This window comes from Pseudomonas sp. Pmew2 (genome assembly GCF_058129885.1).
Map to the genome: position 1 here is coordinate 4,148,532 of NZ_CM176702.1, position 15,395 is coordinate 4,163,926.

Genomic DNA, 15,395 nt, shown 5'->3' on the forward strand with positions numbered 1-15,395 from the left:
GCTCAATACGCTGTCCGAAAGAGGATCCTCTATCGTACAGGTGTGCGGATAAAATCATTTAATCTCTGCGGGTCGAATTCCCCGTCGCTTGCGACGCATAAATTAAAGCAGACTGATGTGAATCGGCTACTCATGCGAATACCCCGCTACTTGCGTCGGTAATACTTATTGAAAATTTAAACATTTCGGTAGGTTGTAGCAGTTATTTTAGGCTGAACTTAAAGATGTAGTAATTTTTCTTATAAGAAATGAAATATTTATAGCGTGCAGGAATAAATATCTGCTTTTTGTATGTGGATCATGCAGTTATAAATTTAGCTATTTATTGCTTTGACAATCGCGGCCTGGCTGTTTAGATTGATGTGGCCGGTAAAAAAACGAAGTTAGCAACTCAAGTCGAAGCGAGTTTGATATTTTTCCAGCCCAACTGAAAAGAGGAACTTTAACATGAAAGAAGTAAAAGTAGCCCTGCTGCAAAGCGCGACCTGCAACTTGCTGAATGTAAAACTTCCATCCAAGCCAAAGCCAGTAAAAGTGGCTAAATAGAAGGCAGGATACCTGGAGGGAATACCCTCCAGGTATCTAAAGGAGGATGCTATGTACTACATAAATCCAGCAGCACTAGTGTTCGGCAACGGTAAGGAAGAGTGTTGGATTGAGTATTCCTCCTGCTGTAGCGGAGTCAGGATCTCCAAAAGTCTGGGTAAGTTCATCGCAGACAACTGCGGCCAGGCGGTCAGCGCGGATCAGTTGAAAGACGTTATTGCGCTAGATAAAACGCTCAGTGAGGCCGATACCAATATCTTGCTGAGCATTGTATGTACGCAAACGCTCAGCGAGCCCAAGTCGGGTTACCACATAGCAACACAGAATCATCCGTTTCTCGATATGTCCCAAGGTCTCTCGGCATTGGAGGCAGATGCTCGGATCATGGCGGCTTACGTCAAGGAGCATGACTATCCAGCCGTTGAGTTGAGCATTGAGTCGCTCAAGAATGTGGCTATCGTTGATGCCATCAATCTGGACATCGATGAGTTGCGAAACTCTGTTTTCTATCAGTTCAGCATGATTCTCTCGGGGACCTTCGGTGTACGCTTGCACCAACCTGCTTATTACGATGGCGAGCGTGACTATCACCAGGTTGAGCTGCTCAAAAAGTCTATCCCTTCAGGCGGCGCCAGACACCCTACGGAGTGTTTTGTCGAGATTCATCGTTCGCCGATGCTGGAGACAGGTGTCTACTATTTCGCCCCGACTAACAGTGAATTGCAACTGGTCAGTAGAACATTGCCGACGTCACCTGCTGCCGGGCGCATAGCCACCTCGGATGCCGATTGGGTGGCAAGGCTGGTGCTTTGTGCTGCTGTGAGACGATCAATGTTTCGTTATAGGGATCCCCGCAGCTTTCGCGCCCTTTTAGTTGATGTAGGGCATGCAGAAGCTCAGATGTCAGCATTAGCTAGTTATTGCAACTGGCACTACACATCGCGGTTTATCGTGGACTTCGAATACGCGAAAAACTTTACGGATGAGTCATCGGATGACGGCCTTCCTGCGTTTTCAATTGGATTGCTGGAGGGGTGGAGTTAATGATGTATGCGAGTCGATGTGGCAATGATCTTGCGATTCCTGAAACCTGGGAGAAACATAATTGGGAGCGACCCTATGTTTTTCTGAAAACGCTGGAGACTGATCACTCACAGGGTCGCCACGATTTTCAAAGCCATCGCTACCTGTTGGATAAACTGGTGTCCGGCTACGACGTCAAGCGCGCTATTTCACGGCGTAGCTTTACTTCTGTTGCCGAACGAGAGTTGCCATCCTCGGTGCTTGAGGCGACGCTCAGATGTCTATACCAGGCCTTGACTCAGGAAACGCATTTGTTCGCTGGAGTTGTCACCCGCGGCGTACAAGGTTGGGCCGATGCAGCGTGGCTGCTGGATCACACGCCCAGAGCGCTCAAGCGCTCGGACCGCGCGAGTGACTCTGAAGTGGTCGCGAAGATCATTCAGGGTCAGGGTTGGGCTGGCGGTAAAGGCATCACAGTGCTTTTGGGAATCAATTGGCAGTTTGCTGTCGAAGCCTTCAGCGACCCTGATATCGCTTATGCCAGAGCATTGTTGGATGTTGGGCGTGTGGGGCATGCCTTATTGTTGGAGGGCCAACATCAAGGGTTGGCAGCCAGAATGACCCCGGCAGTACATGAAGAAACGGCTTCAAAAATGCTGCGTCTGAGTGAAGAAAGGGATGTTTTGTACGCGATTCGGCTAGTTTTCCCGGGCTGATTTACGTCGCAAGGAGTTGCAACATGAGCAGACTTTCGCTACTGAAGGATGCGTACGAGCGAGAGGGTTACGTCATTGTTCGGGAGTTGCTGGACAATACGACGTTAAAGTTGCTGGCTGCGAAAGTGTTGCAGCAACTGAGCAGCAACCGAGTAACTAATGGTTTTACCTGTGGCGGCCAGCCACGCTTCAAAGAACCCTTGCAGCCTGATGCCGATCTTTTGAAGTTCGCCGATGCCATGCGTTGTGAGTTGACCGAAGAGCTCTTTCAGAACCCTCGGGTGATGGAAGTGATGAGGGGGCTACTCGATACCGAAGACGTATTTGTCCATCCAGTCAAATGGATACGGGGCCTTGCCCCAGTGGACTCATCTTTGCACTGTTCACCCGGCGTTCACCAGGACTTTCCTGAGCTTCAAGGCAGTGGTAGGCAGATTACTTTGTGGGCACCCTTTTTTCACGTGGATGAAGGTTCGGGCTCGCTGCCTGTTTACAACAAAAAACCGGGTGAAACACTGTTGCCGCTTGAGCTGGCGCTCAATCCATCCGGGTGGCAAGTGTGCCCCGAAGTATTGGGCCACAAGAACGTCTTCGAACTAAACCCAGGCGATGTGCTGCTGTTCAACACGTTTACCCCTCACGGCGGCGCGACAAATACCGGCGAGGGTTGGCGTTGCAGCATAGAGGCGCGTTTTCAGCCACTGGCTGATCCGCTGGCAATCAGCAACTTTGCCAAGCCGCTGTTGACCCAGGATTGGCAAACGTTCTACGAGGGCTGGGACACCTGGGGATTTTACTGGAAGGACCGGCATCCCCCGCTCGTCGAATTTGATCCTTCCTGGGAGCGGTGGAGAGACCTGACGGCCATCGGTGAAGCGGTTAAAGGTAACAAGAACGCGGTGATGGCACTCGAAATTGCTGCACAGTTCGGGATGTCCGAACCCATCAGGTCCTGTGCTCAGCGGCTGCTTGAGTCTTTCGAACGTGTTTACAACCAGTAAGGTGCCTTGAGTGTGAAGAAGCGGTTTGCAGATTTTTTTATCAGCAGAAATTTTTCACTTTTATGGTTGGGGCAAGCGCTCTCGTCTTTTGGCGAGTTCGTTTTCGAGGCCACAGTCATCGTCTGGCTGGTGACTGACTTGTTTCGCGAGAGTGCCTTCTTGCCGACGGCCGTGGGCCTGGGGGTGGCGGCTTCGGCCATTCCTCGCGTGTTAGTAGCGCCACTGGCTGGAGCTTGGGTCGATCGCATGACCCCGCTCTACGTGATGATCGGCGCTGACGCCATCAGGGTGCTCAACTTCCTGGTCTTTATTGTGATTTATTCGTTGTCCGGACTCGATCAGATGCAGGTGCTCACGGGGGTACTGCTCTTGTTGTTGATAAACAGTGTGGCGGCACAATTTTTCAACCCGTCTCGCCAGGCGATCATGCAAGTCGTCATCCCGTCAGAACGTCGGGTGGAGGCGTCCGCCAAGGCGATGTTTTCCCTGACAGGCATTTCAGTGCTCTCGGCATCCCTGGGACCAGCTTTATTTGTGTGGGTCGGGCCTGTCTGGGCACTGTTGATCAATGTGCTGGCCTTTACCTGTTCGGCGCTGTGTATTGCTTCCACCCGAAGCCTTCGCACGACTCTGCTGGCGGAGCAGGAACGGCCACCATTCTGGGGTGGGTTCCTCGCCGGCCTGCGGTTTTCCTGGGGACACTCTTCGATTCGAACCCTGCTGATCGGCGTTGCGCTGTATGGTTTTTCACTGGGGGTCAACAATGTCGCGCTGTCTTTGTACGCCTTCAAAACCCTGGGGTTAAGTCCCTATGAGTACGGTCTGATCCTCGCCGCATTCCCTGTCGGCGGGTTGATTGCAGCCTTGCTGGTGCGACCGTTATTGAAATCGTTGAGCATTCGCCAGGCCTTTACGGTTTCGCTGCTCTGCATGGGGTTGAGCTACCTGGGCTACTCGCTTCATCCACCGTTCTCTCTGGCGTGGGCGATGATGTTCTGCTGTGGATTGTTCTTCTCGGTGTTTGCCATTGTTCAAGGGCCGATGCTTCAGGAGGCGGTGCCTGCAGGCTATATGGGGCGTGTGTCCGCAACCATTACGCCAGTGCTGGCCATTGCGTCGCTGACAGGGACGCTGGTGTGTTCCCAGACGCTCAACATGGCGCAAGGCTTGATGGCGTACTTTGACGTGCCTCTGGACGTGTATGGGATTTACATCTTCTTCGCCGCAGGTTTGTTGTTATTGGGTGGGGGGCTGATGTTGATCGGCCAACGTACCAGCAAAGATCAACTCGCCGCGACGCCTTGAGGCCGCGTCGCATCGATCTGATTTTGTTTATGCGTCACAAGCGACGGGGAATTCGACCAACGGAGATTAAGCTCATCCACCGAGAAATCCTTGGTAGCTGAGTTTTCGTTACGTAATTATCGATGGCTATCATTACAGTTCACAAGACACCAAGTTTATGAATCTCCTTATTGAAGTCCTCGGCTCGACCCGGTGGTAGTTGACCCGCCAGATAGGCGCGGACCTCCGCTCGTCGTGCGCCAAGATGGCCACAAAGGGCATTAATGCCATAGCCATTACGGGCCAGCCTAGCTTCAAGACCTTCCAGGTCTGGCGATAGCACCGTTTTCACCAGGTCAACGTCAACGGGATTGGCCCCCACCAGCACGCCTTTGGCGAGGGCTCGGCTCAGGTAGTAGGAAATCTATCAAGCGTTCGGCCAGGAACTCGACAGCAGCCTCTGTGAAGATCGCGGGTGGTTGCGCTCCAGCTTTGCAGCAATTGGCCAGCACCCATTCAATGAACTCACGCCGTTGTGGCCCTAGGCCTTCGAGCTGAAAGACTTTGGTACGCGCACCCACTTCCTCCAGGCTGGCTCGATTGAGGTCAATGCTCAGTTTTGGATGACCCGCCGCCAAGATGGTGATGGTGCCACCGGCGCCTTGCACGGTTTCGACTAATTGCTTCAAGCCGATCAGGGTTCGGCCGTCCAAGTCATGCGCATCATCGATCGTCAGTACGATTGGCTTTTTGAGCTTACGAATCAGCCCTTGCAGCGCCCGCTCGCGCTTCTCGGTCCCCAAGTTAGGTTTAAAGTCCTTGCCGGTCGGCAGGTCTGCAAACAGTGCGGTATAGAGGGTTGCAATGTTGACCGCTTGCTTGTCTGTCGCCAGGGACTTGGCCAGCAGTACCAAGCCATCCTCCTTCAGCGACTGGTGAATCTGGCGCAGCGCCGTGGTTTTACCGCTGCCCACAATTCCCGTCAGCGCCACGATCCCGCCAGAACGTACAGCAGCCTTCAGATTCAGCAGCGTCTGGCGGAATGCATCGGTTTCAAAGAAGTCGGCCTTGTCAAAGTCCTTAGACAGGCCGTAGAAATCCATCATTTCTCCGTACATGAGTCATCTCCTGCACCACTGGCCTTTTGAGAGTTTGGGGTGGCGAACGCCATGCGCATCCGCGTTAAGACGGTTTTCTTGTCTAGGGTTTCAGCGAGCAGTCGATCAATTTCCACCATTTGTGCCGACGTCAACCGGCTCAATGGATAACCGAGCTGAGTGGCGATGGCCAACTTAGCCTCCAACGGGTTGGAAAATCGTAGCGCATCCAACGACGAGGCTGGCAACTCGAACGGAATGGATGATGGCAACTCACTGGCAATAGCTTCAGCGTTGTCCAAAAGCTGACGCGTTGACAACGAAGTAATACCGGACAGCGCTGAACGAGGAACGCTGATGTGCTTGGCCAGGTCGCTGATCCGATCGGCCCGTTTCTGCACAGCGCTCTTTTTCAGTTTCCGGTAGGTGTCCAACGGTACCGGCCCTGCAGCGGGATAATAAGGCCCGCTTTTCACCCCTTGAAATTCGACGTGTAATTCCTGGTCGAGCAGTCCCCAGAGCAGTGTCACCTCCAGGCAGGCCATTTCAGGGGATAATTGATACCGCACCCCCTCGCTAGTAACGCAGGCGTCACCGCCGACCTTACGGGTTTCAGGTTCACGGACGAAGGAGCAAAAACGATCCCAGTCACACATGGCTCGTAAACCCTGTGTCGGCGCCTGGCGTAACCAATCCTCCAGTCGCGAGTGCCGTTCATGGCGATGTGTCATTGCGTTGTAACGCCGTAGGTACTGGCGAAGCCACTCATTAGCCTCCTCTAGAGATTCTGGCTCATGAAAATGGTACAGCGTTTCCAGTGACTCTTTGACCGTCCTGAAAGACCGTTCTACCTTGCCTTTGCTACGGGCGGTCGTACGTCGGCCATCGCTGCCTGCTGGCATGTGCGTACGGACTTCAATCCCCAGGTGAGTCATGACTCGCCGGAACAGCTTGCTCTTCGCTACCGGGCCGTTGTCCAACAGTAATATCTTGGGGATGCAGCCAAACGGAATGTCACTCTGTGGCTTCGGTGCCATGGCGTTGTAGAGAAAGCGTAGCGCTGTCATGGCATCTTCCCCCAGGACGTAGTGGTATTCCTGGTAGCACACACCGCTACGGTCATCCACCACGCTGGCCAACATCAGGGTGCGATCATCACCCCGGCGTCCGCTTTGGCTGTTCAGCTTCTTGAGGTCAGAGGGTGAAAAGTCAAACTGCCAACAGTCATTGCTGTGAACCGCCTGAAATGGGACCCAAGGCGGTTCCAGCGTGAGCATCCTCCGATCATAGCCCCAACGTTTGAGGTAGCGATTCACCGTGCTGCGTTTCAGAATGTCCGCAGGAGCTATCACCGTGCCCTGCGGGGTGTTCACACCGCCTTCCAATAGACGAATACATTCCTTGGTAGAGAGATGGCGTCGTTTTTTGTTCTCTGTCCGTTGCTGCAGTGCGGCGACGAGTTCGCAGTAAAGCTCCATTTCGCTGGTCGGCAGAATGCGTGGCAGGTTGAAGTCGGTACGGTGCACCGTCTGGAGTGCGTGTTGCTGGCTGAGCGCTCGTCGGACCGTAGACAGCGAGACACCATGCAAATGGGCCACTTCCTGCACCAGAAGCCGGCGCTCGGCACTGCGAACCGGTAAGGCATCCAGGTTGTTGCGCAGCATGATTAATGCCTCCACCGGTATCTGCTTGGCCATTATCGACGCCCAGGCTCTTGCGACCGTGCTAAGCCGCGCGTCTTCAACCAGTTGTGCAGGTTCGCTGGGGTGGTTTGGTAACGCTCGGCGATAAAGGTCTTGGTCGTGCCGTTATTGAGCAGGGTTTCGATATCGGCCCGGAAGGGGTCGAGCTTGCTCTTTCCCACTCCACGCGGTCGCCCCAGGACCTGGCCCGCAGCCTTTCTAGCCCGTAAAGCCTCCTTCGTCCGGCGAGAAATGAGGTCGCGCTCAATCTCCTCCGCCATGGAAAAAGCCATGGTGATGATCTTGCCCTGGATACCTGGATCTAGTTGCCACAGGCTTTTGACTGCAAAAACGCAGACACCTTTTTGTGCGGCTATCGACAGTATCTCCATACATTCTAACAGGCTGCCACCCAGGCGGGAGAGTTCGCTGACAATAAGGCTGTCACCGGTACCGAGCGCCTCAAGCACGTCAGCGATCTTGCGCTGACGCCAGGACTCCTTGCTCGAGATCCTCTCCTCAACAAACTCTACCTGGGCGAAGGCCTTCTCATCAGCCAACTGGCGGATTGAGGACTTGTTTTTCTCCACGTCTTGGTCGCCAGTGGATATCCGCAGATAGGCGACACATTTGGGGGACGATATGGGCAGCATGAGTGCGCTCCCTCGCGTGGCGTCGAAACGACCAAGCAATATTGCTTGGTGTTTTCACATGGTAAAAACGTGCGTTTTCAATAGCCACCGTACAAAGATGAACGGTATCGGGCGTAGGTAGTAGGCAGGGCTTGGATAGATGCAAATAATGTGGGTTGGGAACGCGGATAAAGTCAGTTAATGTGGGCAACTGCCCGGATAGAATCAAATAATGTGGGCAGCCTCGGCCGGATAGCGTCATTTAATCTGGGTCCAAAAAGACGGATAAACACGAGCCCGATGATTTATAAACGCAAGCCGTAGCACGTATTGGTGATATCTACACCGAACTCTTCACGTACACCTCGGGCGACAAAAACGGCCAACCAGGTGTAAGCCTCAAAGGTCGGCTCTTGTTCATCAGTTTCATCAAGATTGATGGAGTAGAGGTGTACAAAGCGCAGCCGCGCGAAACTCAATCCACCGCCGAAACCGTAAACATTCCGGATGAAGCGGAACAGCTTGCTGCCGACGATACTGAAGTCGGTCCCGAAGAACGCTCTATCGAGCAGGATCTGCAAGCTTTGGGCTACTAACTTACCTCATCCACGAGGTCTAGCACTTCTCAATATCAGCCTGTCAGGACTAGTCCAGGCAGGTTGTTTTTGTGCGCCGCACCTATGGCGTTGTTTTATCCGGAAAACTGTTGATGACGGCCACCGGAATGTAGCCAAGGTCCTCGAGGCTACGTCGCTTCGGCGATGATCGTAAAAGTGTGCCAAGCATTCGGAAGCGCGCACGTTCACGAAAGTGATGAATGCCTACTAAACCCAGCAACCCATATGGGGGAAAAATTTCCCCCATCCAGGGAGAAGTTTTTCTTCCAAGGCAGGAGCAATCAATGTCTCGGAACAAATACACCGCTGAGCAAAAAGCATTACTGGCGTTACCTGTAATTCTGACCCCGGCTGCATGGGATCAGGCTGTACACGTCGATAATCCTAAGAGCTTTAGTGAGCTGGCCCAGCGTCTAGCTTATACAGTCAAGGCGGCCTATCACGGGCTGCTCACAGAAAGTCAGGACAGGCCGGCAATGTTTGGCTTCTACCGTCATCTCCCCTCTGGAGAGGATCGTAGTCATCGGCACTATCTGGCTCTCAACATCCAGGTTGTGCGTAAGCCAACAGAACCCGCATATCTGCTGATTTCCCTACCAATACCTCTTTGGAGAGGTCACTGGCTGCGATACGCTCCGCAACAGATAGGGCATCATTAATCGGAGAGGTAATACTTTTCGTCAGTAATAGTGCCAAAACAATCGTCAAGATGACCACGCCAGTTATAAGGCCGATCACTAGCCAAAGGCCATTATCATAGAGGTCGGTCGCGGTTTGCCCGGCATTCGCAGCGCCCTCATTGTTGAAGTTGGTCAGGTCTTTGACCTGCTCTTCCATCGTGTTAGTCAACGGACGGATGCCAGTGCTCACTAGGTTGACCGCTGTGGCTATGTCGCCTTGCCTCATAAACGGCTCGAGAAGATTCAGCTGCTTGGCGTATGCGTCGGCGCTGTTTTTTACCGATGTGTAGAGCGAGCGCTCTTTATCACTTGCTATGAGGGGCTCATAATTCGCCACCGCATCGGTGAATGCCTTGCGATAGCCCGCGAAGCTTTCAATGTTCTTTTGAATAGATTGAGGGTCAGCGAGGAATCGCTGGGTTTCTAGCCTCAGGCGAAGGGTGGTGGTATTCATCAACGCCGTTTGGCGGATGCTCGCCATCCAATTCAGTTCAACGTCCTTTTCGGCATCCCTCAGCTTGCCCATTTGCATTACTGCGAATATGCCCAGCACAAAAACCAGAACGATTATTAAAGCGAAAAACAGGGCGGCTCTTGGAGCTAAATTGAGATTTCTGAGGCGCATACGAGATTCCTGTTTTCCAATGATGGTTGACATCTTCAACAGGATATCGACCCAAAGTCGGAAACTTTAAGCACTTCGTCGAAACGCCCTATGGCTTGTAGTAGAAGGCTGTCACAAGCTGATAGGCACCCTGCGCCACCATGAAGCATGGTTGGCAGCGCCAAGGCCGATGCTCTTGCATCTGACCTGGATGGCAATAGGTTGCACACAGAGATGGCAGCGGATCGGCCTCGATCAGCAGTAGCCTGTATCTTGAACGATCTGGGATATGAACTGTTTTCTTGTGGTATCGGCCATTGAGCGACTCTCGACGCAGTTGCGACCTCTGGTCTTAGCACAATAAAGAAGTCGATCTGCTTCCTTCAGCACAGCTGTATAGCCCTCCTTCTCGGTTGCATTGATCGCCACCACGCCGGAACTGATTGTTACGTTCCCCACTGGACTGCCGGAGTGCTCTATAAGTGCGTTTTCAATGCGTAACCTGACTTTTTCTGCAACGCTCAAAGCACCCGCTAAATCTGTTTCAGCTAGGGTCTGTTCCCGTTTCGACGTAACCCATTGATCTCTATGAGAACAGGCCCGTATTGTTGGAGTTCTCACACAACACCAATACGAGCCTGCAATGCCCCGATTAATGCTCAGTGATGAGCACTGGCCGAAGCTTCGAGAAATTTTGCTGCACGAATCGATCTACAACAAGCGAGATTTGCGCACCACGGTTGAAGGCATGCTGTACCGCATGCGTGTGGGTTGCCCTTGGCGAGACCTGCCGAAAGCGTTTGGAAACTGGAGCAAGGTCTACAAGCGGTTCAATGCCTGGTCTGCTTCAGGCAAGTGGGTCAAGGTGCTTGAGGTGCTGATGACCGATCCTGACATGGAGTGGGTTTTCATTGATGGCAGTTATGTAAAGGCTCATCAGCACAGTGCAGGTGCTGCCAGCACGCAGGACCAGGCCATCGGAAAAAGCCGAGCCGGTAACACCAGCAAGATTCACCTGGCTGTAGACGCTTGTGGGCTGCCCATTGCATTTGACGTGACCGGAGGCCAGACCAATGATTGTTCGCAGGCGGCCTCGTTGATTGCCAAGATGCCCAATGCAGAAGTGATCATTGCGGACAAGGGCTACGACACTGAAGCGATACGCGCTCAGGTCGAGCAGCAAGGCAGCAAAGTGGTGATTCCACGAAAGCGCAATTCTCTGAAAGGGAACGCAGATCTGGACAAAGGGTTATATCGCAATCGACATCTCGTAGAAAACGCCTTTGCCCGGTTGAAGCATTTCCGGGCGGCGGCTTCTCGGTTCGACAAACTCAAGAGAAACTATGAAAGCGTCATAGCAATGGCCTGCGCTTTTCTGTGGCTGCCAATGTGAAACGGGAACAGACCCTAGCGCATGGGGTAAAAACCTCACCAATAGTCTGGTTTATCGATTGGTTTTTTGCGGGTGGGTATTCGGAGCGGAAATTGGTGCTCGGCCAGCTCTACGTTTGTCACCACGTGCCGCATCCAGTGCGCATGCAGCTTTAAAGAGCCCGGAACCGTTCGTTTAGCACCCTCACGGTGTGGCAAGATCACGCCGATACGCAGGCCTGTAAAGTCTTCCCTGATTGCTCTCAGCGACGGAGTCATGTCGGTATCTGCCGACACCAAGACGATCTGCTTGATACGATCTTCAGGCGATAACGCCATTTGACGAGCGGCAAGGCGGTACATGCTGATCGCGATGTGAACGTCCGTCTCCTTTTCCTCCAGCTTCCAGATCCCAACTTGGTCAGATCGGGAGGCAGGTGTGTTTTTGTCAACAAAGCGTGGTGCATTGCGCGGTTCGAGCTGGTGACGCCCATACAACACCTCAACCCCACGTAATTTCAAGGCGCGCACATACGTGTCTTGGGCTTCTTTTGACACCGTTCCACGGGTGGCTAGCGTCGGCATTACACCGGTCGTGAAAAAACTGACGGCATCAAGCGTGCTGTTGGGGTTCTCGACACGAATGATGTGAGCCAGAAGCGAAGGGAGATCGAGCCACTTGTAGGGCGTACCTGCCAACAGGCCGTAAAACAGGTTGTAGCCGTCGACAAAGCAAGCTGTACGCAAAATTTTCAGTCCTTAGAAACGAAAAAACCGGCTCGGGGCCGGTTTCTTCACCCCAACGGCCAGCGAACTGAATCACTGCGTACGGGGCTGAGTAGTGGATAAATTGTGCAAGGAAAGACAATGCAATACAAGTGTTATTGATCATTTCTGATCACCGTGGCTCACGCAGAATCACCCCAGATCACCCCTCAACCTTTCTGGCTGCGCCTTCCTTGGCGCGATGAAAGCAGTAGATCTGTCCTCGACAGCTCTGCGTTTCGTCTTACAAACCGCCATTTCTTTAATTAGGCATGCGTTTTGACCTTCCAGCGGCATCCCCTTTGAAAGTGGTGCGAGCCTTTTTATTATCCGCTAGAGTACTGTTCATATAACCAGTATTCAGGAGCGAAAATGGCAAAAAAGGCCGCAGCGCCTCGGCTTCCGGATTCTTATGAGCTCTTAGGTATGCGCCTTCAGCGCACGATCAACAATCCGGCTGCACAGCGCGCAAAATCAGCGCTCTTGGAGCGGTTGCCTGATGATCGAGCGGACGACTGGGACCGGATCATGGAAGAACTCGGCGATACGGATAACGTCACGCTTGCCTACCGCGACGATGGCCACGTCCAGGTGTTCTGGACAGTGCCTAAAGACGATTAAGCACACTCATTCGCTCGCTTGCCGGGCTTAACACACACAGAAGGAGACAGACATGTCGTTCACAATCATCGGCCCCTTGCTCGCGCAAGGGGTGCCACTGCCGTTTTACTCTCACCGGGTGGCTGCTGGTTTCCCTTCCCCAGCAGCTGACCACCTGGAAAAACACATTTCCCTGGATGAGCTGTTCAACATCCGGGCCCCGCATGTGTATTTGTTGAAGATTGAAGGCGAAAGCATGATCGGCGCCGGCATCCATTCGGGCGACCTGGTGATTGTCGACCGCAGCCGGGAGGCCCAACATGGCGATATCGTCATTGCGGCGCTCAACAGCGAGCCGGTGTGCAAGCGCTTGAACAAGACGCGCAACGCAATCTTGCTGACGTCCGAAAACATAGGCTTCCCGCCGCGTCACATTCTTGAAGGGGACGAGCTGGGGATATGGGGAGTAGTTCGCTACAGCGTGCGCGATCATGCCTACCCATGAGCCAGTCTTTGCGCTGATCGACTGCAACTCGTTCTATGCCTCTTGTGAGCGTGTGTTTCGCCCGGATTTGGCCAAGACGCCTATCGTCGTCTTGAGTAACAACGATGGCTGCGTGATTGCCCGCAGCTACGACGCCAAGCCCTTCGTGAAAATGGGCGCCCCGTATTTCCAGATCAAGGACACGCTGCGCCAGAACGGCATCGTGGCGTTCAGCAGCAATTACGTGTAACGACCTGCAATCGAAATTGTCACCGCCACTGTAAAAATGACCCCCTAACGCCAACCTAGAATTGACCCCCTGGGTAAAACTGGCGGCTTTGAGCTGCCAATATGTTGACCCAGGAGCAGTCTGTGGAAATTAAAGTATTGGCCCGTCAGGGCCATGGCATCAAATTCATCGCCCGTGAGCTGGGTATTTCGCGTAACACCGTGCGCAAGTACCTGCGAAAAGCCCGGTCGCTACCCAGTGACAAGGTGAGACCCGCACGTCCGTGCAAAATCGACCCCTTCAAGGACTACCTGCATGAGCGTATTGAGGCAGCGCGCCCGCACTGGATTCCGGCGACCGTCCTGCTGCGTGAGATCACGGCATTGGGGTACAGCGGCGGCGTCAGTCGTCTGAAGGCTTATATTCGCCCCTTCAAACGTAAGGCAGAAGAGCCGGTGGTACGTTTCGAAACTCTGCCCGGCAAGCAGATGCAGGTGGACTTCACCACCATTCGACGAGGCCGTCAGCCGCTTAAGGCGTTCGTGGCGACACTTGGTTTTAGTCGAGCAAGCTTTGTCCGTTTCTCCGAGCGAGAGGACAGCGAAGCCTGGCTGACAGGGCTTCGGGAGGCGTTCGCTTACTTTGGCGGCGTGCCCGAGCAGGCATTGTTTGATAACGCCGGAACCATCATCACCGAGCGAGACGCTTTTGGGGAGGGCCTGCACCGTTGGCATCCCCGATTGGCTGCGCTGGCCGATGAGTTTGGTTTTATTCCCAAGGTCTGCCGCCCTTACCGTGCCCAGACCAAGGGCAAGGTTGAGCGCTTCAACGGGTATCTGAAGGGCAGTTTCATTACCCCGTTGGCCGCTACGCTCAAGAGTGCGGGTCTGACGCTGGATGTGGTGACGGCCAACGCACATATCGGCCAATGGCTCGACGAAGTCGCTCATCAGCGGATTCACGGCACGACGGGTGTTCAACCAGCGGTACGTCTGGCCGAAGAGCAGCAGGTACTATTACCACTGCCAACACAGAGCCTGCGCCCACAACCCGCCCAAGGCCTACGCCTGGGGCGGGTCCTGCCGTACGAGAGCTTGCAGCATCCGCTGTCGGTTTATGAGCAACTGCTGGAGGTGAGAGCATGAACCTTCAACATGCTCGCCTGACAGAACTATGCAAGGGGCTAAAGCTTGAGCGCGTCGGGGTGGACTGGCCGCACCTTGCCCAACAAGCAGCAAGCGGCGAAGACAGCTTTGCCGACTTCCTCGAAAAGCTGCTGGCTGCCGAGACCGATGCCCGAAGTGAACGCTCTCGACAGGCCCTGCTGAAAACTGCCGCGCTGCCCGCCGTGAAAACGCTGGAGCAATACGACTTCGCGTTTGCCACCGGCGTCCCCCGGGCACAGCTCCAGGAGCTGGCAGCATTGAGTTTTGTTGGGCGTACCGAGAACATCGTGTTCCTGGGGCCTAGTGGTGTAGGCAAGAGCCACCTGGCCATCGCCCTGGCCTACCGGGCAGTGATGGCCGGTATCAAAACCCGCTTCGTCACTGCGGCTGACTTGATGCTGCAACTGACCGCTGCGCACCGCCAGGAACGGCTCAAGGAATACTTCAGTCGTGTGGTGATGGCCCCCGGGTTGTTGGTCATCGATGAAATCGGTTACCTGCCGTTTGGTCGTGATGAAGCCAACCTGTTCTTCAATGTTGTCGCCAAGCGCTACGAGCAAGGCAGCCTGATCCTCACGAGTAACTTGCCGTTTACCCAGTGGGCCGGAACCTTTGCGGATGATCAAACACTGACAGCGGCCATGCTGGACAGGCTGTTACATCATGCCCATATCGTGCAGATGACAGGTGAAAGCTATCGACTCAAGGACAAGCGCAAAGCAGGAATCAAATCGTCTCGGGCCGAACCGGCTCGAAAATATGAACCCGAGGGGGGTCAAAACTAAGTTGGCGATTTAGCACGGAAGGGGGTCACTTTTTAGTTGGCGTTGACACGAAATGGCCTCGACCTGCAATCATCGCGTTTTTCGACCAGGATTGATTGCGTCTATTCGAGCCA

At 53.9% G+C, this 15,395-nt stretch carries 14 protein-coding genes and 3 pseudogenes; 11 read left to right on the forward strand and 6 right to left on the reverse strand.

From position 1 onward, the window contains the following. The first annotated feature begins 597 nt into the window (after window positions 1-597). Genes AC4ANK_RS18970 through AC4ANK_RS18985 form a run of 4 tightly spaced genes read left to right on the forward strand, consistent with a single transcriptional unit; the run spans window position 598 to window position 4,591 of the window. Window positions 598-1,590: a nitroreductase family protein gene (locus tag AC4ANK_RS18970; RefSeq protein WP_460384776.1), complete on the forward strand. Its 993-nt coding sequence runs from the start codon at window positions 598-600 to the stop codon at window positions 1,588-1,590. After that, a complete protein-coding gene (locus AC4ANK_RS18975) occupies window positions 1,590-2,285 on the forward strand; it encodes a nitroreductase family protein (RefSeq protein WP_044422903.1) in 696 nt (231 codons plus the stop codon). The genes AC4ANK_RS18970 and AC4ANK_RS18975 overlap by 1 nt, the downstream gene beginning before the upstream one ends. A 23-nt stretch (window positions 2,286-2,308) precedes the next feature. Further along, window positions 2,309-3,286 carry a phytanoyl-CoA dioxygenase family protein gene (locus AC4ANK_RS18980; protein WP_060403045.1) on the forward strand — a complete coding sequence of 326 codons (978 nt, stop codon included), beginning with the start codon at window positions 2,309-2,311 and terminating at the stop codon, window positions 3,284-3,286. A gap of 12 nt (window positions 3,287-3,298) precedes the next feature. Then, on the forward strand, window positions 3,299-4,591 hold the full coding sequence (locus AC4ANK_RS18985) for an MFS transporter (protein ID WP_060403044.1): 1,293 nt from the start codon (window positions 3,299-3,301) through the stop codon (window positions 4,589-4,591). Between the two features lie 341 nt (window positions 4,592-4,932). Here the strand turns inward: AC4ANK_RS18985 and AC4ANK_RS18990 are convergent, their stop codons facing one another. From AC4ANK_RS18990 to AC4ANK_RS19000, 3 genes are read right to left on the reverse strand one after another with little or no spacing between them, the layout of a single operon-like run. Then, complete coding sequence (locus AC4ANK_RS18990) at window positions 4,933-5,688, reverse strand: AAA family ATPase (RefSeq protein ID WP_460384773.1); 756 nt, start codon at window positions 5,686-5,688, stop codon at window positions 4,933-4,935. After that, a complete protein-coding gene (locus AC4ANK_RS18995) occupies window positions 5,673-7,352 on the reverse strand; it encodes a transposase family protein (RefSeq protein ID WP_460385170.1) in 1,680 nt (559 codons plus the stop codon). Before AC4ANK_RS18995 ends, AC4ANK_RS18990 begins: the two co-directional genes overlap by 16 nt. Before the next feature lie 11 nt (window positions 7,353-7,363). Then, on the reverse strand, window positions 7,364-8,002 hold the full coding sequence (locus tag AC4ANK_RS19000) for a recombinase family protein (protein ID WP_058887155.1): 639 nt from the start codon (window positions 8,000-8,002) through the stop codon (window positions 7,364-7,366). Window positions 8,003-8,319: 317 nt separating this feature from the next. Between AC4ANK_RS19000 and AC4ANK_RS19005 the strand changes: the two genes are divergently transcribed. After that, window positions 8,320-8,577, forward strand: a complete 258-nt coding sequence (locus AC4ANK_RS19005) for a DUF3577 domain-containing protein (protein ID WP_235807995.1) — start codon at window positions 8,320-8,322, stop codon at window positions 8,575-8,577. A 573-nt stretch (window positions 8,578-9,150) separates the two neighbouring features. Here AC4ANK_RS19005 and AC4ANK_RS19010 read toward each other — a convergent pair. Both AC4ANK_RS19010 and AC4ANK_RS19015 read right to left on the reverse strand, forming a co-directional pair. Beyond that, window positions 9,151-9,903, reverse strand: a pseudogene (locus AC4ANK_RS19010) (MCP four helix bundle domain-containing protein); the annotation flags it as partial. Window positions 9,904-10,137: 234 nt separating this feature from the next. Further along, window positions 10,138-10,434, reverse strand: a pseudogene (locus AC4ANK_RS19015) (diguanylate cyclase); the annotation flags it as partial. A 91-nt stretch (window positions 10,435-10,525) separates the two neighbouring features. Between AC4ANK_RS19015 and AC4ANK_RS19020 the strand changes: the two are divergent. Then, entirely contained in the window at window positions 10,526-11,275 is a 750-nt protein-coding gene (locus tag AC4ANK_RS19020) for an IS5 family transposase (RefSeq protein ID WP_460382697.1), read from the forward strand. Window positions 11,276-11,310: 35 nt separating this feature from the next. Here the strand turns inward: AC4ANK_RS19020 and AC4ANK_RS19025 are convergent, their stop codons facing one another. Then, window positions 11,311-12,000 (reverse strand): NYN domain-containing protein, encoded by a 690-nt coding sequence (locus AC4ANK_RS19025; RefSeq protein ID WP_058886797.1) that lies wholly within the window; start codon window positions 11,998-12,000, stop codon window positions 11,311-11,313. Window positions 12,001-12,390: 390 nt separating this feature from the next. Here AC4ANK_RS19025 and AC4ANK_RS19030 point away from each other — a divergent pair, with 390 nt between their 5' ends. The 5 genes and pseudogenes from AC4ANK_RS19030 to istB all read left to right on the forward strand — a co-directional run bounded on the left by AC4ANK_RS19030 (window position 12,391) and on the right by istB (window position 15,282). Then, window positions 12,391-12,639: a DUF1654 domain-containing protein gene (locus AC4ANK_RS19030; protein ID WP_058886796.1), complete on the forward strand. Its 249-nt coding sequence runs from the start codon at window positions 12,391-12,393 to the stop codon at window positions 12,637-12,639. A 52-nt stretch (window positions 12,640-12,691) separates the two neighbouring features. Continuing rightward, the gene (locus AC4ANK_RS19035) at window positions 12,692-13,123 is read left to right on the forward strand and encodes a LexA family protein (protein ID WP_058886795.1); all 432 of its coding nucleotides are present in this window, start codon (window positions 12,692-12,694) and stop codon (window positions 13,121-13,123) included. Further along, a pseudogene (locus AC4ANK_RS19040) lies at window positions 13,110-13,346 on the forward strand (Y-family DNA polymerase); the annotation flags it as partial. The gene AC4ANK_RS19035 and the pseudogene AC4ANK_RS19040, both read left to right, overlap by 14 nt. A gap of 107 nt (window positions 13,347-13,453) precedes the next feature. Then, a complete protein-coding gene (istA, locus tag AC4ANK_RS19045; protein WP_460383174.1) occupies window positions 13,454-14,476 on the forward strand; it encodes an IS21-like element ISPsy4 family transposase in 1,023 nt (340 codons plus the stop codon). After that, entirely contained in the window at window positions 14,473-15,282 is an 810-nt protein-coding gene (istB, locus tag AC4ANK_RS19050; protein ID WP_460383172.1) for an IS21-like element ISPsy4 family helper ATPase IstB, read from the forward strand. Before istA ends, istB begins: the two co-directional genes overlap by 4 nt. The last annotated feature ends 113 nt before the right edge of the window (window positions 15,283-15,395 follow it).

Coding starts and splice junctions, on each gene's coding strand:
- AC4ANK_RS19000 (WP_058887155.1), bottom strand. CDS start 8,002: ATGCTGCCCATATCGTCCCCCAAATGTGTCGCCTATCTGCGGATATCC.
- AC4ANK_RS18990 (WP_460384773.1), bottom strand. CDS start 5,688: ATGTACGGAGAAATGATGGATTTCTACGGCCTGTCTAAGGACTTTGAC.
- AC4ANK_RS19035 (WP_058886795.1), top strand. CDS start 12,692: ATGTCGTTCACAATCATCGGCCCCTTGCTCGCGCAAGGGGTGCCACTG.
- AC4ANK_RS18980 (WP_060403045.1), top strand. CDS start 2,309: ATGAGCAGACTTTCGCTACTGAAGGATGCGTACGAGCGAGAGGGTTAC.
- AC4ANK_RS18975 (WP_044422903.1), top strand. CDS start 1,590: ATGATGTATGCGAGTCGATGTGGCAATGATCTTGCGATTCCTGAAACC.
- AC4ANK_RS19020 (WP_460382697.1), top strand. CDS start 10,526: ATGCCCCGATTAATGCTCAGTGATGAGCACTGGCCGAAGCTTCGAGAA.
- AC4ANK_RS18970 (WP_460384776.1), top strand. CDS start 598: ATGTACTACATAAATCCAGCAGCACTAGTGTTCGGCAACGGTAAGGAA.
- istA (WP_460383174.1), top strand. CDS start 13,454: ATGTTGACCCAGGAGCAGTCTGTGGAAATTAAAGTATTGGCCCGTCAG.
- AC4ANK_RS19030 (WP_058886796.1), top strand. CDS start 12,391: ATGGCAAAAAAGGCCGCAGCGCCTCGGCTTCCGGATTCTTATGAGCTC.
- istB (WP_460383172.1), top strand. CDS start 14,473: ATGAACCTTCAACATGCTCGCCTGACAGAACTATGCAAGGGGCTAAAG.